Source organism: Bryocella elongata (assembly GCF_900108185.1).
Lineage (GTDB): Bacteria > Acidobacteriota > Terriglobia > Terriglobales > Acidobacteriaceae > Granulicella > Granulicella elongata.
Genome location: NZ_FNVA01000009.1, coordinates 57,382 through 75,706, shown reverse-complemented (window position 1 = coordinate 75,706; position 18,325 = coordinate 57,382). Strand labels below are relative to the sequence as shown.

Annotated in this window: 9 protein-coding genes; 6 read left to right on the top strand and 3 right to left on the bottom strand. The window is 59.1% G+C overall.

What is annotated here, in order from left to right:
* Window positions 1–514 precede the first annotated feature (514 nt).
* Both C4S68_RS21310 and C4S68_RS21305 read left to right on the top strand, forming a co-directional pair.
* Complete coding sequence (locus C4S68_RS21310) at window positions 515–2,425, top strand: endo-alpha-N-acetylgalactosaminidase family protein (protein ID WP_103935155.1); 1,911 nt, start codon at window positions 515–517, stop codon at window positions 2,423–2,425.
* Between the two features lie 79 nt (window positions 2,426–2,504).
* The gene (locus C4S68_RS21305) at window positions 2,505–5,021 is read left to right on the top strand and encodes a glycoside hydrolase family 95 protein (protein WP_235011773.1); all 2,517 of its coding nucleotides are present in this window, start codon (window positions 2,505–2,507) and stop codon (window positions 5,019–5,021) included.
* A 40-nt stretch (window positions 5,022–5,061) separates the two neighbouring features.
* Here the strand turns inward: C4S68_RS21305 and C4S68_RS21300 are convergent, their stop codons facing one another.
* The 3 genes from C4S68_RS21300 to C4S68_RS21290 all read right to left on the bottom strand — a co-directional run bounded on the left by C4S68_RS21300 (window position 5,062) and on the right by C4S68_RS21290 (window position 12,375).
* Window positions 5,062–6,669 carry a rhamnogalacturonidase gene (locus C4S68_RS21300; protein ID WP_235011772.1) on the bottom strand — a complete coding sequence of 536 codons (1,608 nt, stop codon included), beginning with the start codon at window positions 6,667–6,669 and terminating at the stop codon, window positions 5,062–5,064.
* A 19-nt stretch (window positions 6,670–6,688) separates the two neighbouring features.
* Window positions 6,689–8,515 (bottom strand): PQQ-binding-like beta-propeller repeat protein, encoded by a 1,827-nt coding sequence (locus C4S68_RS21295; RefSeq protein ID WP_103935154.1) that lies wholly within the window; start codon window positions 8,513–8,515, stop codon window positions 6,689–6,691.
* Between the two features lie 239 nt (window positions 8,516–8,754).
* Window positions 8,755–12,375, bottom strand: a complete 3,621-nt coding sequence (locus C4S68_RS21290; protein ID WP_103935153.1) for an outer membrane beta-barrel protein — start codon at window positions 12,373–12,375, stop codon at window positions 8,755–8,757.
* Window positions 12,376–12,866: 491 nt separating this feature from the next.
* On the opposite strand from C4S68_RS21290, the gene C4S68_RS21285 reads away from it, so the two are divergent.
* The 4 genes from C4S68_RS21285 to C4S68_RS21270 all read left to right on the top strand — a co-directional run bounded on the left by C4S68_RS21285 (window position 12,867) and on the right by C4S68_RS21270 (window position 18,325).
* Window positions 12,867–14,012, top strand: a complete 1,146-nt coding sequence (locus C4S68_RS21285; RefSeq protein ID WP_235011771.1) for a glycoside hydrolase family 27 protein — start codon at window positions 12,867–12,869, stop codon at window positions 14,010–14,012.
* 72 nt (window positions 14,013–14,084) lie between these two features.
* Window positions 14,085–15,827, top strand: coding sequence for a glycoside hydrolase family 28 protein (locus C4S68_RS21280; protein ID WP_103935151.1), 1,743 nt, complete (start codon window positions 14,085–14,087; stop codon window positions 15,825–15,827).
* Between the two features lie 67 nt (window positions 15,828–15,894).
* The gene (locus C4S68_RS21275) at window positions 15,895–16,902 is read left to right on the top strand and encodes a LacI family DNA-binding transcriptional regulator (protein ID WP_103935150.1); all 1,008 of its coding nucleotides are present in this window, start codon (window positions 15,895–15,897) and stop codon (window positions 16,900–16,902) included.
* A 244-nt stretch (window positions 16,903–17,146) separates the two neighbouring features.
* Window positions 17,147–18,325, top strand: coding sequence for a glycoside hydrolase family 88/105 protein (locus tag C4S68_RS21270; RefSeq protein WP_103935149.1), 1,179 nt, complete (start codon window positions 17,147–17,149; stop codon window positions 18,323–18,325).

The following is an 18,325-nucleotide window of genomic DNA, read 5'->3' as shown; positions in this document are numbered from 1 at the left end:
AGCCCTCTGGAGGATCTGAAGATCCTATTTGCCACGTTGAAAATATACGTATAAATTGGCTTCACTCGAGGTGGAAGGGAAACGTTTCCGACTCCTTCGATAGTTGTGTCGAAGCGAAATCTCGCGACTGGGGCAAAGCATATTGCAGTCAGATCATGATCCACTCCTTGAGCCTCTTCGACGTCGCGAGTTTCTGCGGCTCGGTACTGCTGGCCTTGCCGTTGCAGCGCACGGCGCCCTTGCCAGGGCACAATCAGTTGGCGAGACCACGCAGCGTGCGGTCCCTGCGCATCCGGTGGTGCTAAAGTCTGCGGGGCTTGAGGTTCGAATCGATTCTACCGACGGTCTGCCTTTCTCATTCCGCCTCCTGCCTTCTGGGTTGACCTTCCATGGGGAGACGGCTGGCATCCGTCCTATCGCACGGATCTGCCGCCTCCAACCGCGGGATTACGCGAACCTCAATGTCCGTCCAGCACCGCTGCGGCATCTTGGGCATGCGGTGGAGGCTCCCTTCGTGGCGCGCTATGGGGAGCAGCCCGCAGCTGAGTTCACGCTGCGGTATGAGCTCGAAGGCAGCACGCTCCGGCTCACGCTGAGGAAGATCATCGAGCACATCGGTTTCGAGCTGATCTCGGTCTCGCTGCCTGCGCTTGTCACTGTAACGTCGGACCAGCCTGAGTCGTGGCTGGCGCATGGCAACAACGGGGGCGACGTGGTCAGGCTCGCGCAGGCCAAGGCCGGGAAGCTTGCCCCCAATAGCTTCTGGGGCGAGATCCACGCGGTGCTGCCCATCATCATGGCGGGGCACTCCGGCGCGATCTGCGTGCAGGAGACTACGGCATTCATGGACGGCACCCTGCTCGCTGTAACGGGCAACGCGCCGCGACTTGCAGCTACGTTGGGTACACTGCAGCAGCATCGGGTGGATGGCAGCGGCTGCTACAACATGAACCTTGGCCGAACCGTCCCGAACACCTGCGGCAATGATCAGACGCTGAACCTGCTGATTGAGGATCCCTCATCGGTGAGGTTTGATTTCCTTGCTCCGACGGGAGCGCCGCTGGGGTGGGTGGATGGAGCAAAGCTCGTCCGAGGCCGCATGCCTCCTGTGCCGAACCCGTACTATCACGACCGCTATATCTATGGCATTCGGGTGGATGAGCCAAATTTCCCGGCGCCGGGCGCCACCTTCACCCAGTGCGAGGAGATCATCCGCAAAGCACACGCACTTACAGGTGGTGCTTCGCAGCTGGTTCATCTGTGGGGCTGGCAGTTTCGAGGCAAGGATACGGGCTATCCCGCGGTGAACGTCGTCGACGAACGGCTGGGAGGCTACGACGCGATGATGCGGCTCAAGGACGACGTTCGTCCGCTGAATGCGGATGTCAGTCTGTCCGACAACTACGATGATGCTTACCGGAGTAGTCCTGCGTGGGACGAGCGCTACATCGCGCGCAAACCGGACGGCACCTTATGGAAGAGTCGCGCATGGACCGGTGAGGAGTCCTACATCCAGGGGCTTGCCAAGTACATGGAAGGCCCTGGCACGGAACGTGTGCGGTATACCTGTGAGCGGTATCGATTGCCTGGCACCATCCATGTGGATGTGCTTTCTTACTATGCGATTCGCAATGACTGGGATCCTGCGCACCCGGCGAGCGGCATTCGGAATCTGCGCCAGGGCCGCTATCGCGTGCTCGAGGAGTTCAAGAAGCACGGAGTGGATGTGACCTCCGAAGGTCTGCGGTATCCGTATATCGGAAAGATGAGCATGTGCTGGTATGCCGGAGGGCCTTCACCCTGCCCTTTCGGAGGCTCGCCTGTCCCGATGCTCGCAACGATCTACCGTCAGAGTGCGATGTGGGGTCGCAACATCCCAAAGGGAGCAGGGGTGGAGGACATCGCATGGATGTTGCTGTTCTATGGCGAAGCTGCCCATGCCATCCTCAGTGGCGATGTTCCCATGGAGAGCATCACCGATGCCTTCTATCTCGCAATGGCGCCCTGGTTCCTATTGCATCGCCGCAACATCGAGGGTCATTCCATCGATGGGGCGCAGTCACGTACGGTTCTGGAAGGAGAGGATTCGTACTTTGACTTGGACTGGCAGACGAAGAGGTACCAGTTGGTGCTCGAAGGTCGCGAAGTAGCGAGCAATGGCTCTTGCACCTGCCCGCTTGGCGAGGATCGGATGGCGCTCTATCGGACGAAGGCTGGACTGGCCGAAGTCATCCTGCCAAAGGCGTGGGACGCCGCGACGGTGGTGGCCTACAGACTCTTCTCTGACCGGCGCGAGATGGTGGAGCCTCAGATTACCGGAGGCCACGTGCGAATGAATCTCGATGCGCGCCGGCCAGTGATGGTTTATCGCAATGCTAAGGCCGCGGAACGTGGCGGCACTCGTAGCGCGATTGCTTCGGCGTGAGATGCTGTTGACCGGCCCCCTGAGCAGTAGCGGATGGGTCTGACCCACAATCCAGAAAGTCTGATGAGCAAGGAAGGTCATGACGAAGATGAATCTCACGCGTAGAGGTTTTGTTGCGACGACGGCACTTGGTGCAATGGCGCACCTGCCGAAGCTCGCAGCGGCGGCGATTGCGAGTTCGGATGAACTGAAGCTCTGGTTTGATGCGCCTGCGCGAGAGTGGATTGATGCCCTGCCAATTGGGAATGGGCGGTTGGGGGGGATGGTATTCGGCGGTGGCCAAGACGGGGATCCGTGGAGCGAGCGCGTTGGGCTGAACGATGACACGCTCTGGTCCGGGAAGCCGAAGGACGGCAATCATCGTGACGCTGCGCCGTATCTTGCACAGATTCGTGCGGCCGTTCTGGAGCGTCAGGATTACCACGCCGCAGACACGTTATGCCGCAAGATGCAAGGTGCATTCGCGGAGGCGTATGTGCCAGTGGGGGAGATGCAGCTTGCGTTGCAACATGAAGGCACGACGACGGGATATCGCCGCGAGTTGGATCTGGAAGATGCCTGCGTACGAGTGACGTACCTCAGCGGAGGCGTGAAGTACGAGCGAGAGATGTTCTGCTCTGCGCCCGCGGGGGTGCTGGTGATTCGCTGCACGGCCGATGGGCCTCGCGCGTTGACGGGGAAGTTTACCCTCGGGAGCCCGCTGCTCCGCACCGTCGATTCGATGGGGCAGTTTCGCCTCGTGCTGACGGGGAAGGCTCCTTCGCATGTGATTGGCGCAGGGCATCCGAAGAGCGATCATCCCGTCGAGATGTCTGAGCTCCCTGGGGACGGGATGCACTTCGTGTGTGTAGCGGAGGTGCGGCATGAGGGCGGGAAGGTCAGTCCAACCCGTGGTGGCGATGGCCGCACGGTGCTTGAGATCGATGGAGCTTCGAGTCTTACCATCGTGATCGCTACAGCGACGGGGTACCGAGGGTTCGATCGCGTTCCCGATATCGACCCGATCGAACTGCGCCGCGCGGCCGCGGAGAAGATCGATGCAACGCAGGCCAGGTCGTTTGCGTCGCTGAGACGAGAGCACATCGCCGATCATCAGCGGCTGTTCGGGCGGGTGCGTCTTGTTCTGGGCGAGAATCCGGCACCGCATCTTCCAACGGACCGAAGGCTTGCGGCGTACACAGCCGCCGACACCAGTCTGCTTGCCCTGTACTTTGCCTATGGCCGCTACCTGTTGATCGCCAGCTCGCGCCAGGGCTCGCAACCGGCGAATCTCCAGGGCATCTGGAACGACCTCGTGCAAGCTCCGTGGAGTTGCAACTGGACCTCAAACATCAATATCCAGATGAACTACTGGCCGGCCGAGACATGCAATCTGGCCGAATGCGCTGAGCCGTTGTTCGACTTCATCCGTGATCTCAGCAAGACCGGTGCACGTGCCGCGCAGGAGACTTACAATCTGCCGGGTTGGTGCTCGCACCACAACATCGATCTGTGGCGAGCCGCAAACCCAGTCGGTGAGGGCGTGGGATCGCCTACATGGGCGAACTGGTGCATGAGCGGAGCATGGTTGTGCTCGCACTTATATGAGCACTATCTCTTTTCGGGCGATATCCAGTTCCTGCGTGAGCGAGCCTATCCGATCCTTCGATCTTCCGCGGAGTTTCATCTTGCGTGGCTGGTGCAGGACGCTGATGGACACCTCACAACCTGCCCATCGGAGTCCACGGAGAACAGCTTTCTTGCGCCCGACGGGAAGGTTGCGATGACCAGCGCCGGTTGCACGATGGACCTTGCTTTGAGTCGCGAGCTATTTGACAACACGAGCGCAGCCGCAAAGTTACTTGGTATCGACGCTGAGTTCGCCGCGAAGCTGCAGGCCGCGGCTTCGCGCCTCCCGCCGTACCGCATCGGCCGCTATGGGCAGCTGCAGGAATGGGCCGTCGACTTTGACGAAAGCACGCCGGGGCAGCGGCATATGTCGCATATGTATCCGCTGTTTCCGGGGAACGCGATCACGCCGTGGTCGACTCCTGAACTCGCAAAGGCTTCGCGCGTCTCGCTCGAGCGAAGACTAGCGAATGGCGGGGCCTACACCGGCTGGAGCCGTGCGTGGGCCATCAACTTCTGGGCTCGGCTGGGAGATGGCGACAAGGCGCATGAATCGCTAGCCATGTTGATGCAGCACAGTACGAACGGCAATCTCTTCGATACGCATCCCGGAGGGCACGGAGCGATCTTTCAGATTGACGGCAACTTCGGCACAACTGCCGCGATCGCGGAGATGCTCCTGCAGAGCCATGATGGTTCGGTACGCTTGCTGCCAGCATTGCCTGCTGCTTGGTCCAGCGGTTCGGTGAAGGGGCTACGTGCTCGTGGCGGACTTGAGGTCGATATGCGTTGGCACGGTGGACGCCTGGTGGAATGCAGTGTCCTGTGCACACGCAGCGGAGATTTTCGACTTCGGCCACCGGCCGGGCAGGCGATCGCACTCGTGCATCCGCTTGCGGGTTCCGTCGCTCACGACAAGCTGGAGCAGGGCGCCGTTAAGTTGCGGCTCGTTGCGGGTAAGCGGTATGCGATACAGGTCACTGGTTGATGGGCGCGGCATCCGCTCCAGACGCGGATGCCGCGACAAGTCAAAGAGTCTTGCTGGGGACGCTGGCTAATCGCGTGTCCACTACATTTCGCGACGAAGCAACCGCAAAATCTTCGACGTCCTGTAGAGAAAAGACCGGTGCGGACGCGAGTTTTGGCGTCTTGATGCGGAAGAAGTCTGCACCATGGACGTTATGCAGACCGATGGCAGGCCTGGCATCAGGTTGTGTCCATGCGAGCTCAACGTTTGTGAACTCGATGTTGTTTACGTTCCTCACGTAGAAGCCACTGGCCGGAACACTGCCCACGCGATAGGGCTCAGGGTAGTCCGTGTCCTTCTCTTCGAATACGCGTGTTGCTGCCTCCGCTGTGCCTCCGCCACGATGCTCCATGTAGATGTCGTGAATCTTGACGTCTTCAATGGGGTGATCTGTAAGTCCCCAGATAAGGCCCGCGCCGCCAAAGGTCGCAAGTGAGTTATAGCTGACCACGTTGGAGATGATGATGCGCCTCAGCGTTCCGACGGGTACTCCAGCCGGACCGCGCATGCGTCGGCCGAGGCGAAGGTAGAGTGGCACGTTGGCGCAGTCCCGCATCGTGACGCCGGTAAACGTGATGTCCTCGAGCAGCGCACCGTCGACGCTTTCGAGCGCGAAACCCCGGCATCCGTCAAAGACGCAATTGGAGATGGTGATGTTCTTGAATCCACCGTTTGATTCGGTCCCGCACTTGATGCGGCCGGTGGGGCTCGTCATCTTGCTATCGGCGGGCCAGCGCTTCCACGTTCCATCGAGCATCGTTCCGAGCTGATACGCTCCCGTGACGTAGCAGTTAGTGATGGTCACATTCTCTGTAGCACGCGCATAACCGAGAGCAAACGAGCTCTTTGGGCAGATGCCATCGTCCCACGGCGAGTTGACGCTGCAGTTGGAGACACGCACGTTTCGGCAGCAGTCGAGGTCCATGCCGTCGCGGTCCGTGTCGATCTTGAGGTTATCGATCGTGAGGTTGTCGACACCGGTCGCCAGGATGCCGAACCACCCGCCCTTCAGGATGGAGAAGTCGCGTAGCAAGACGTTGCGGCAGTTCTTGAGTGCGATGGCCTTGTTCCCCATGCCGGGAATCTGCGACGGCTTCTCGCTGCGCGTGAGGCCTTTGCCCCAGATGAGGCCAGGCCCGAGGATGGCGATGTCTTCGAGGTCTTCGCCCCACAGCAGGCTGTTGTGCCAGTGGTTGTGGCCATAGTCCTGGTAGGCATCCCAAGCGGTCTTCGGTTCGGGGAGATCGTAGTAGCTAGTACCGCCACCTTCGGGAGTATCCGCAGCGAGGATGGTCGCGCCGGTTTCAAGGTATAGCGCAACGTGGCTCTTGAGGTGAATGGAATAACTCGCATAGGTCCCTGCAGGGAAGCGAACAGTTCCGCCCCCGCTGCTCGCTGCCGCAAGAATGGCGCGGTTGATAGCGTTCGTGTCGATCGTCTTGCCATCGCCGGTTGCGCCATAGCGTTTCACATCGAAGACGCTGCTTGCGCCTTCCTCAGGCAGGGGCGCGGCATGGGCGTGGGCTCCGGGGCTTAGTACGGTTGCGGCCGCTGTACCAACGGCGCCATGTGTCATCCACTTCAAGAAATCTCGTCGAAACAGGCTCATCGTTCTCCTCACGCGTGTATTAGTGGGTGGTGTGGGTCGAAGTATGGGACCGGGGAAGCGAGACGGAAACTTCCCCGGAGGATTGGCTCGGGCCGTTCGTGTTCGCGGCGACGACACGATACTGGTATGTGTGGCCGTCGAGCGCCGACTCGTCAACGAAGCGCGGTGTGGTCAGTCCTCTGCCAATGACTCTGACGGCTTGACTATTGGCGTCGGCCACTATGACGGTGTATGTGCGAGCGTCTGGCGAAGAGTTCCACGTCAAGATCACGCGATTCGGAGTCGCGGCAGCGGACAGATGCTGCGGGGCGGATGGTGGTGGCCCTGAGGGAAGCAGGCCATAGACACAAAGCTGGCCGGTTCCTGTGTTTGCCGTGCCGAAGCTTGCGAGGTAGACCCTGCCGTTGGCGATGGTCGGCGGCGCCATCTTCGAGTACTCCCCACAGTCGTCGCGCTGCGGGTTTTGGAGCGAGTTCCACAACTCGCGGTTGATGTCGTTAGCGTCGAAGGCGTGCAGGATGCCCGGACGCGATTCGTGCCAGGAGTCACCCGTCGCGTGGATGGCTGCCCAGAGGATGCCGTCGGCGCCGCCGTTCGCAGAGAGGGATAGCATAGCCCCAGGGTGGCCATCATTGACATCTGTACGGCTCATCGCCGGCGCGGGTGTGAACATGCCGTCGCGTAAGCGATAGACCTTGGCGCGATCGCGTTGTCCCCACATGTACAGCAGCCCACCGTTTGCGTCGCTCTTCCAGTAGACGATGCTGTGGAGATGCGAGACGGTCGCCGCGAAATGCTCGACGGCATGTTCGTCGCCGAGGTGACCGAGGTGATCCCGATCGAGGACATAGATAATGCCGGTCTTGCCTCCTCCAAGCACAAAGGGAGTGCCGGGTATCAACGTGGCTCCTGAGGAGTTGAGGTCATTGTCCTTTCGGTCGAGCTCCAGATGATTGGTAGGCGTGAAATAGTCCAGGACCTTGAGCTGGGGGCTCAGACGGAGAAAGCTCTCTCCGAAGTTGGCCTTCCCGTCCCACGAGCCATTGCCGGTAACAACGTACAGATTGCCCGCTGCGTCGATCGCTGGTGCCTGCCCTGACTGCCAGATACTGCCTTCACTCCCAGTAGGAGTGGTGTTGAGTGCCGCCACTTGTTGCAGCGTACCTTGATCGTATGCGAGGAGAAAGCCGTGGTAGGGCTCCTTGTCGCAGTGTGAGGCGTATCCAACGTAGATCATGCCGTGCGAGAGGGCAAGAGCTGGACGTTGATTCTGGGCGAGAGCATCGAATGCCTGCGCGCGGATGATTACGGGACTGTTGAGCAGGTCGGCGCCTGTCGCAAGATCAAGCGCGTGCAGTCGCTGTGCGTAGCCCGTGGAGGATTTCGTTAACGCAACAACGTAAAGAGCGTGGCGAGCACGGTCAATGACAGGCGTGCCGATAATCCCCATGCTGCCATTGATGTCCGCGCAACCGAACTTGCCGTCGCTGAGACTTGCCGGCGTGCCGAAGTTGACATGCCAGATGGGGGCTGCGCCGTTGGGTTCGTTCGCGTCAAAGGCATACACACTGTTGTTCACCGTGGTGACATACACCACGTCGTGAGTCCCGTCGCTCATGGCCAGATTGGAGACAAGCAACGGTTGGCTATAGACCTGGTCGTCCACCGACTGCTTGAACAGCATCCCGAACTGGCGGACGTTTACATTGTCAGGTGCTAGCGTGGTCTCGCGAAGGTTGGAGCCCGTTCTTGCGGGATCGTTGTGCTGGGTGAGCACATCCACCTGCGCGCGGGCAGTGAGGGAAGAGTGCAGAAGGATCGCGGCAGTAAGGTAGCGAATGATCAAGAATCGGATCTGCCTATAGAGAGGGTGTAGGTGCATGATGCGGTGACGTTGCACTTCATGAGGTGGAGTGCCTCTGTAAGCAGAGAAGCGTTCAACTCAGGATGCGGCGGGTTGCTGTTGGCGACTGGGTATCTTGAATCCATATCTTGATTGCCTCGACATCAGAACTGGAAAAGTAGCGGCCCGCGACGAGAATCTGCGCGGGCCGCATTGAGGGAAACCCATGGGAACGCTACTGACTAAAAATTCAATCTCAGCGCCAGTTGCATATAGCGAGGATTTGCGGTTCCGCTCATTCGCCCCAGGTTGTTGGACTGCAGAGCCCCGGACGTAGTCGCGGCATTGAACAGCGCAGTGGCATTCACCGCGTTGAACTCCGAGTGGTTGAAGGTGTTGTAGGTTTCAACGCGCAGCTGCAGGGCGAGGCCGCGGTCCCCGATCGGCACATTGCGGAAGAGCGCCGTATCGAAGTTGGTGTCCCCCGGAAGGAAGATGTTGACCTTGGGCGACATCGTTCCAGTCGGGACCGTGTAGGGGGTGGGGGATGAGTTCGTCGCCGTGGGGAGCGAGCCCGCCACCGGAGTCGCAAAGCAGTTTGTGTTGAACCACTGGTTGAAGGTATGCGGAGCACCGTGCATGGGGTCGCAGGTGAGCGCCACGCGTGCGCCGTCGCCACCACCGGTGATGTTTGGGCTGCCGGTCACCGAGAGTCCCACCTGTGCGGGCGCGCCACTCAGATAGGTCATGTCACCGGAGATCTGCCAGCCGTCCAGCACCGCGCGTGTGGCGAAGTTGTTCCAAAGATGGCTGCCTTTGGGCAACGTCCAGAGGTAATTGATCGCAAGATTGTGCTTGATGTCATAACTCGCTGGCCCATAGTTCCAGGCCCGGAGATTCTGATAAAGGGCCGAGGTGAAGTTGTAGGCGTCGCTGCAACCCGTAGAGGCGCAGGTGCCGTAGTCCATGGTACGGGAGTAGGTGTAGTTCACACCAAACTCGAGGCCATTATGAAAGCGGCGAGTGAGACGGGCCTGCAGCGAGTTATAGTTCGCGGTCAGGTCATCCTGTTGCATGCTGATGCTGTCGAATCCTGCATAGGCACGGAAGAAGTTATCAGGTACCGAATTCCACTTGGTCGCACTTCCAGTACCCGTGGTGTAGTAGTGCGAGAACTCCGAGTTATAGGGGACTTCGTTGATGGGAAGATAACGGCTCGCGTGCCGCGTAAATGTCCCGACATAGGCGACATCCGCCACCATACCGAACGGGAACTGGTGCTGAACTCCCAAGCTTCCTTCCTCCGTGTATGGCAACGGCATATGCAGTGGCAGAGCATGTCCGATGGAGAATGGCCCGCTGAGTGTGCCGGCGTTAGCGTAGTAGTTCGACGCGCTCGAATTGATGCTTGTGTAGTACTGCTTGGGGCTGTTGGTGCTGGGAGCATTGTTGGTCAGGTCGCCCTCCTGGCCCGAGCCGGATCGCGCGTTATAGAAGATGCCATAGTGACCGCGGATGACCGTCTTGTCGTCTACTGAATACGCGAAGCCAAACCGCGGTTGCCAGAACAGGCCCTGGTTGTACGTGGTGCCAGAAGGGTAGCCCGGTGTGTTCGCGAAGAGGAGGCCGTTGTTGAGGTTACCCGTGCCGGGAACCATAAGACCTGCATAAGCTGCATAAGCCGCCGGATTGCCAGTCGTAGGATCTACGACCGCACCACCCGTAGGAGTATACGAATAGAGCGCTGGGGCTGCCGATGCACTGTACAGGCTTGGCACGAAGTTGTTGCCGACGGCGAGGCTTTGAGAGAAGGCGTATGACCAACGGATGCCGTAGTCCAGCACCAACTTACGATTAAGCTTCCAGGTGTCCTGCGCGTAGAAGTCGAGTACGGTGGTGACGGGGTCGTAGTTCAGGAGCTTGGTGACCTGGGTATAGGTATTCAGATTGCCGAGCTCTGAGTTCGAGTATGCGAAGTTCGTGTCGTTTGGGTTGCTGGTGTTTACCGAGAAGTCGAAGGTTCCAACACGGTTGTGGTTCGGCTGCAGATAGGAATCCTGCTCGAAGTCCACGCCGTACTTGAAGGTGTGGGAGCTCTTGACCCAGGTCAAGCCATCGCTCGCAGCAAGGTTGTGCACGACGTCCGCGAACGGAAATCGGGAGTCCCAGCCGTAGGTCGGGCCGTTCGTCATGCCGTAGTTGACGTTGGGAAAGAGGTTGAGAGGGTTCACGCCCGAGTAGAGGGACGGAAGGTTGAAGTTTGAAGCTCCAAGCTGGACCTTGGCGATGTCACTGGCAACATACTTGGAATTTTCGAGCCAGCCTGAGAAGCCGACGTTCAACTCATTCACCAGGTTCTGCGTGATCGTATACGTTACGTTGCCCGCATAATTTGGTTCGACAAGCTGGTAGTTCAGCGGGAACAACCACGTGAACTTGTTTGTCGTCGAGGCATAGCCCAGATTGTTGATGATGGCATGGTTATACCGCCCGAACATATGCAGCTTCTCGGTCGGGAAGTAATCGATGCGGACGATCTGCTGGTTGTACGACTTATCCGAGGAGTGGTTCGTTGTGTAGTTGTAGTTGTTTGTCGTCAATGCCGGGTTATCCGCGATGTAGTTTCCCGGGTTAGCACCGATGGTGTTGTTGTACAGGATCTGCATCAGGGCTAGGCCCTGGGAGTTTATCGAGCCGGAGGGGATCTGGTTGTTCGCGAAGCATGCGGCCCCTCCGGTCGTCGAGGAGCAGGTTCCCGACGCAGCAGGGTTCCTGATGTAGAGCAGTTTGTCCGTGGTCTGACCCTGTTGATACGTGTGTGAGTAGTCGCCCGCAAGCTCCGCTGCCGTGGGCATGCGGAAATACTTCACTCCGTCCGGAGAGGTGATCGGGGCATTTTCAATGGACACGAAGAAGAAGAGTTTGTCTTTGGCCCGGTTGAACTTGCCCGGCCAGAAGACTGGGCCGCCCAGCGTACCGCCAAAGGTGTTGTACCGATAACGGGCGCGGGCCTGGTTGGATCCGTTGAACTTGTTGAAGTATGAGTTGGCGTTCAGGTCCTCATTGCGGAAGTAGTAGTAGGCCCCGCCGTGAAAGTGCTGTGTGCCGCTCTTGGTCACGAAGTTGAAGTTCGCCCCGGCGACTTTACCGTTGGCTGCGGAGTAGCTCGACTCCAGCATGGTGACTTCCTGCACGGCGTCCATGTTGGGTGGCGTATCGAAGGTATTGCCGCCACGTGTGTTGCCGGGGACGCCATCGACAGAAACGAAGTTGTACTGGCTGTTGACGCCATTGACCGTCGGTGTCGATGTCGTGCTCAGGCTGGAAGACCCGCCACCACCGACGACGCCCGGGTTGAGGCGAGTGAGGCCCATCGGGTCGCGTCCGATGACGAGCAGATTCTCCATCTGCGCGTTGTCGAGAACGGCCGAGCGTTCGGCGCTGGTGGTCTGGAGCGGGGTGATGTCAGCCTGGACCGTGACCTGCTCCTTCACATCGCCGACCGCGAGTTTGAGGGTGCCGGCGTCGAGAGGCTCGGAGGCGAGGAGGACCAGTCCCACTTTTCTGAGCTCCTTGAAGCCCGAAGCCATGACGATCACGGTGAATTTGCCGGGCTGGACGTCCGGAAAGATGAACTGACCGTTGGCCAGTGATTTTGTCGTCACCTGCACGTTGGTCTCCTGATTGACCAGTGTCACGGTCGCGTTGGGGACCACGGCATTCGAGGTGTCCTCGATGGTGCCGGTGATGTTTGCGCTGGAGCTTTGTGCCCCTCCGTGCGGCTGGATGAGCACGAAGAGCGCGGTGAGGCACGCGAAAGCGCGCCACCGGCGGAGAAGGAGAATCTTGAAGTTGAATGTCATCGAGCGGCCTCAGTTTGGTGATGTCGGCGGGTGCCGAAGCCCCGCCGCCGAAGGAGCACGTAGCCGTGGCGACTCTGGTTGACGCCTAGTTATACGTGCTAATTTTGCGGCGCGGGCAAACATAGGCGCTGCATGTGACCGTTGTCAATGAGTTTTTCGTAGGTTGAAGGTTGGTTTTGCCAGCGAATCTGTGCCTGACGCCGGAAGTGTCTCGGTTGGCGTGCCGTCGGGCTCTCGATGAGGCCACAAAAATGCTACAAAGATGGCCGGAAGCCTTTGGACGTTGGAGGCGCGCGGGCGACAGGAGCACGGGCGCCGCTGGACTGGCTCTTCGCGGCAGCCAATCACAGGATGCGGATGGCGCGAGCGAAAGAAGACGATCTTCGTCACAAAATGGATTGACGGATCGAAAAAATAATACGTATAAATGTGCGAGTCGAGTTTGCAATCGAAAGGGTGAGGACATGAACGTGAAACTCAGGTGGCTGGTGATGCCACTGTTTGCAGTGGGCTGGAGCCTGGGTGCGCAACAGAAGGCCGTAGCTCCAACACCGCCGATGGGTTGGAACAGCTGGAACCATTTTCGGGGCAAGGTGGATGATGCGACGATCCGCTCCACGGCAGAGGCGATGGTCTCCAGCGGGATGCGCGACGCGGGATATGTCTATGTCAACATTGACGATACCTGGGAGGGGGAGCGTGATGCCCAGGGGAACATTCACTCCAACGAGAAGTTTCCGGACATGAAGGCTCTTGCCGATTTTGTGCACAGCAAGGGGCTCAAACTTGGCATCTATTCCTCGCCCGGTGCGAAAACGTGCGCGAAGTTTGAAGGCAGCCTCGGGCACGAGCAGCAGGACGCCAACACGTATGCAGCCTGGGGCATCGACTACTTGAAGTACGACCTCTGCGGGCTGCGCGACCAGATGAAGGCCGCAGGGTCGGCAGAAGCAGCTCATAAGGTGATGTTCGATGCGTACATGAAGATGCATGACGCACTTCGAGCGACGGGGCGGCCCATCGTTTATAGCCTTTGCCAGTACGGCGTCGACTCCGTCTGGGCGTGGGGCCCGCAGGTTGGTGGCAATCTATGGCGCACGACGGGGGATATCAACGACAAGTATGCCCGGATGGCGGAGATCGGCTTCAGCCAGGCGGGTCTTTCGCGATTCGCTGGGCCGGGTCATTGGAATGACCCCGACATGCTGGAGGTTGGGAACGGAGGGATGAGTGCGGAGGAATACCGAACGCACATGAGCCTATGGGCGATCCTGGCAGCCCCGCTGCTGGCCGGAAACGATCTCTCCACAATGACCGAAGAGACGAAGGCGATGCTGACGAATCGTGATGTGATCGCTGTCGATCAAGACCCCGGAGGCCGACAGGGCGACCGCATCGACGCTGAAGGGCCGATCGAGGTGTGGGCTCGACCGTTAGAAGGAGGCGCGGTTGCCATTGGCATCTTTAACCGGTTGAGTGTTCCTCTTGAGGCGCATGTGAACTTCCGCAAGGCAGGTTTCGCGGGTGACGTCAGGGCCCGTGATCTCTGGAGGGGTACGGACCTGGGCCGATTGCCGGCTGAGTACAGTGTCCAGGTCCCGGGCCATGGAGTTATCTTTCTACGGGTCACCAAATAGCCTTGTGGCACCGGGCCACGTGCCCGTTGCATGGCTGCCGATCGAAGCGAATGAGAAGGGACTTGGAGAGTGATGGGAAACGAATTAAGTCAGTCGAACTGGACTCGCAGGCAGTGGCTGAGCAGAGCTCCTGCCGGCGCGATCGCAGGAGCGGCAGCCGTGGGACTCTACGCCGAGGCGGCATCCGCCGCAGCACCGACAGCATCGAGCGACCTCGGGGCCCGTGTCTATAACGTGCGGGGATTTGGCGCAACGGGCGATGGCACAACGCTGGACACTGGTTCCGTGCAGCGGGCGATTGATGCTTGCACACAAGATGGCGGCGGCACGGTGTTGCTACCGGCGGGCCGTTTCCTGGTCGGCAGCATTGAGGTGAAGAGCAATGTAACGTTGCATATTTCCGCGGGCGCTGTGTTGCTTGGCAGCGGCAGTGGCAAGGACTACCACGCGGTGGATGCGATCCCGTTGACCGGCGACACCACCCTCGTCGACGGCAATTGGGCGCTGCTGTATGCGGTGAGAGCGAAGAATGTCACGATCGAGGGGCCTGGCACCATTGACGGCCAGGGCTTCCAGTTTCACTCACCGGTGCGTGGGCAGCTTCCGCCAAGTGGACTTGGAGGGAGCAAGCGGCCCTACCACCTGCTTACGTATCAGTGCGAAGGTCTCACCGTGCGCAATCTGGATTTAGTGGATTGCGCGTACCACAGCATTCGGGTGATTCAGTCCAAGCGCGTCCACATGGACTCCCTCTACATCCACAATCGTGTGAATGGGAACAATGATGGATTCCATTTCATCAGCGCCCAGTACCTCACGGTCAGCAACTGCATCGTGATGTCGCAGGATGATGCGTGCGCATTGTTCGGCAGCTGCCAGAACGTGACGATCACGAACAGCACCTTCAGTACTCGCTGGTCCGTCTTTCGCTTTGGCGGTGGCCAGGTGCGGAACGTCGCGATCTCCAATTGCGTGCTTCGGCAGGTCTATGGATGTCCGATCAAGTTCCAGGGCAATCCCGGATCGAGTTATGAAAACATCTCGTTCTCGGACATTGTCCTCGATGACGTTACAGGGCCAATTCACGTTGGTGTGGGGCCACGCGCTCCGCGCCAGGCGCCTGCGGGTGCTCCCCCAGCGCCCGTGAGAGACGACATGACGAGCCCTCATCCGGAGGAGAGCGGCCCTCCTGCAGTGTTGCGGAATATCTCCTTTTCCCACATCCACGGCAACGTCACAACGAACCCCGGTCAGATTGATGAGGCGAAGGTCACGAGCAACGCTAACGCGGGTGAGAAGCACTCCTGCATCGTCTTCAACTGCGTGGGGGGAGCGACGATGGAGAATGTCTCGCTGAGCGATATCCACCTGACCTTCGGCGGAGGTGGTACAGCGGAGGATGGTGCGCGGCGTGATCTGCCGGAGTATGCAGGCGAGTACTTCATGATGGGCCCCATGCCGGCCTATGGACTGTACGCCCGCGGGGTCAAAGGGCTCACACTCACCAACCTGCGCTTTCAGGTGGCGTCGCAGGACCTGCGGCCGGCACTGATCCTCGATCGGGTGACGGATTGCGCCATCAATGGTCTCAGTATGGAAGCCGATCCAAAGGCGGAGTCTGCGATGAGAATTCGGAATAGCAGGCAGGTACTGATGTCGGCAGTTCGGCTGCTTACCCCCACGCAGGTGTTTCTCGCCGCCGAGGGCGAAACGACCGAACGTATTGTCATCGACGGAGGCGACCTCTCTTCGGCAGGAAAATCGCTTACTCTCATGGAGGGAAGCCGGCATGACGCTGTAAGGATTCGCAGCTGACCGGGCTCTCCGAGATAAATTGTCAGGAGAGTCAGTTGCATTATTTTGACCAGCGGGGCGGTCGGGCATGAACATGCGGGACATTGCGAAGCTTGCAGGCGTCTCCAGCGCTACTGTGTCCAACGTCATCAATGGATCGAAGGTTGTCCGGCCGGTGACCGCTGCTCGGGTGCGCAAAGTCATTGAAGAGATGCGCTTTGTGCCGAACGGCAGCGCCACCACGCTGAAGTATGGCCGGAGCAGCACATATGGCTTGATCATTCCTGACATCACGAACCCTTTTTTCCCTGAGTTTATCCGTAGTTTTGAGGGCATTCTCGTGGAGCGAAATCAGGACATGCTGATGGCGACCACGGACTTCCACTACTCGCAGATGCAGCAGACGATTCGCAGGATGTTGATTCGCCAGGTGGATGGTGTGGCGCTGCTGGCGGCGGAGATCGAGACGGAGCCGATCGAAGCGTTGATCCACCACCGTGTTCCCCTGGTAACAATGGATAGACGCGTTACTGGCCGTGGGCTGAGCGATGTGTCCATCGACTACGCCAGCGGTATGCGCGCGGCGATACAACACCTGAAAAAGCTTCGCCATAGAAAGGTCGCGTACATTGGCGGATCGTCAGGCCCCACGATCTCCGACCACCGCGTTGAGGCTTTCAAAATGGCAGTAGCCGAGGGAGGGTTGAAGGTCCGGCCGGAGTTGATTCGAGTGGGCAACTACCGCATCTCTGGTGGGGAGGCTGGGATGGAGGAGATTCTCCAGCTTAAGGACCAGCCGACCGCGATTCTCTGCGCGAATGACCTCACGGCGATCGGCGCCTTGCGCGTCATTCGGCGTCACGGACTCAGCGCGCCCGAGGATTTCTCGGTCATTGGTTTTGACGATATTGATCTTGCCGACATCATCTTCCCCCCGTTGACGACGATTCGCCTCGCACGCCCTGAGCTTGCGGCGATGTTCTATGAAGCGCTGACCAGTTTTGGCACGGATCCACACAAAGTCGGCAAGCAATATACCGTGGGCACGTCGCTGGTGTTGCGGAGTTCCACAGGTGCGCCGCGCGCGTTGAAGTAGCGCCAGCTGTCACCCTCAAACCAGGACAGCTGCCCCAATCGTTTCTGATGTAACTTGCGGTTCTGCTGCGCGTCGGTGAGAGCGGCAGCAAACGAAGAAAAGATTTTGGCTGGGATACAGCTGCTGTAGCGGGCTCTTCATCTTCATGAATTGATCCGTATAGAAATGTAGCACCGATCATATCGATTTGAGAGTTTAGCTGGCTGATCTCAAGTCAGAACGATGCATACGAGAGAAGGAAACGATGAGCACGCAAGACAGAAGGAAGATCCTCAAGCTGCTGGCCGGCGCGCCCCTGTTGCATAGCTCCCTGGCATGCAATCTGGCCGCGGCACAAACGCGGTCAACGTCACCTACGGTCGACTGGTCGGAGGCTGTCGTCGAGAACATGATGGCGCGAAGGCCCGCGCCCGAGTCGTTGGGTGGATGGGGATACGCCATCTCGCTCTATCTCTACGGCCAATACCTCTTCTATAAGCGTCACGGCGACCGAAGGCACCTCGACTATATCCAGGGTTGGGTTGATCGGCACGTCGACGATCAAGGGAAGATCGATCGTCCTATTACGGCGCTCGACTATATGCTTCCCGGCAACCTCCTGCTTGTCCTCTATAAGGAGACGGGAAAGCAGAAGTACCGCACCGCCGCAGATACGATCCGGCATACGCTGGACACCTATCCCCGAACTCAAGATGGGGGGATCTGGCACGCACTCAGCCGCCAGCACCAGCTCTGGCTGGATGGCATGTTCATGTCGATGCCGTTTCTGGTGCGTTATGGCGATATGTTCCAAGAGCGCGACGTTGACGTAAACGAGGCCGCGAAACAACTGCTGATTTACGCGAAGCACCTGAACGATCCAGCATCTGGTCTTATGTTCCACGCATACGATGAGTCCGGTCAGCAGCCGTGGGCCGATCCCATGACGCATCATTCCGGCTTCTTCTGGTGCCGTGCGATTGGCTGGTTCGGCATGGCGTTGATCGAAGTACTCGAGGTCATGCCACACGAGCATCCACGCCGCGGCGACCTGATCGCTCTGGTGAGACAGTTGTGCAACGCGTATCAGCGCTATCAAGACCCGACGAGTGGCCTTTGGTACCAGATCGTCGATAAGGGCGACGATCCGAACAACTGGCATGAGACCTCGAGTTCGTCGATGTTCACCTATACGTTGGCGTGTGCCGTGGAACGCGGCTACATACCGCGCAAGATGGCCTCAACCGCCCGAAAGGGATATGCGGGAGTACTTACCCAGTTGTCCCTGGACGCTGACGGGCATGCCCACATCGCGAACATTTGCGAGGGGACGAATGTTGGCGATCTGGCTTTTTACTACGGACGTCCGCGTAGCACCGACGATTTTCATGGGATCGGTGCGTTCCTCATCATGAACGAAAAGCTGCGCGCATTCCGCGCCTGA

Bases quoted from the DNA above. Each gene is read 5' to 3' on its own strand.
- C4S68_RS21290 (WP_103935153.1), bottom strand. From the start codon at position 12,375: ATGACATTCAACTTCAAGATTCTCCTTCTCCGCCGGTGGCGCGCTTTC.
- C4S68_RS21270 (WP_103935149.1), top strand. From the start codon at position 17,147: ATGAGCACGCAAGACAGAAGGAAGATCCTCAAGCTGCTGGCCGGCGCG.
- C4S68_RS21305 (WP_235011773.1), top strand. From the start codon at position 2,505: ATGACGAAGATGAATCTCACGCGTAGAGGTTTTGTTGCGACGACGGCA.
- C4S68_RS21300 (WP_235011772.1), bottom strand. From the start codon at position 6,669: ATGAGCCTGTTTCGACGAGATTTCTTGAAGTGGATGACACATGGCGCC.
- C4S68_RS21285 (WP_235011771.1), top strand. From the start codon at position 12,867: ATGCCACTGTTTGCAGTGGGCTGGAGCCTGGGTGCGCAACAGAAGGCC.
- C4S68_RS21275 (WP_103935150.1), top strand. From the start codon at position 15,895: ATGAACATGCGGGACATTGCGAAGCTTGCAGGCGTCTCCAGCGCTACT.
- C4S68_RS21280 (WP_103935151.1), top strand. From the start codon at position 14,085: ATGGGAAACGAATTAAGTCAGTCGAACTGGACTCGCAGGCAGTGGCTG.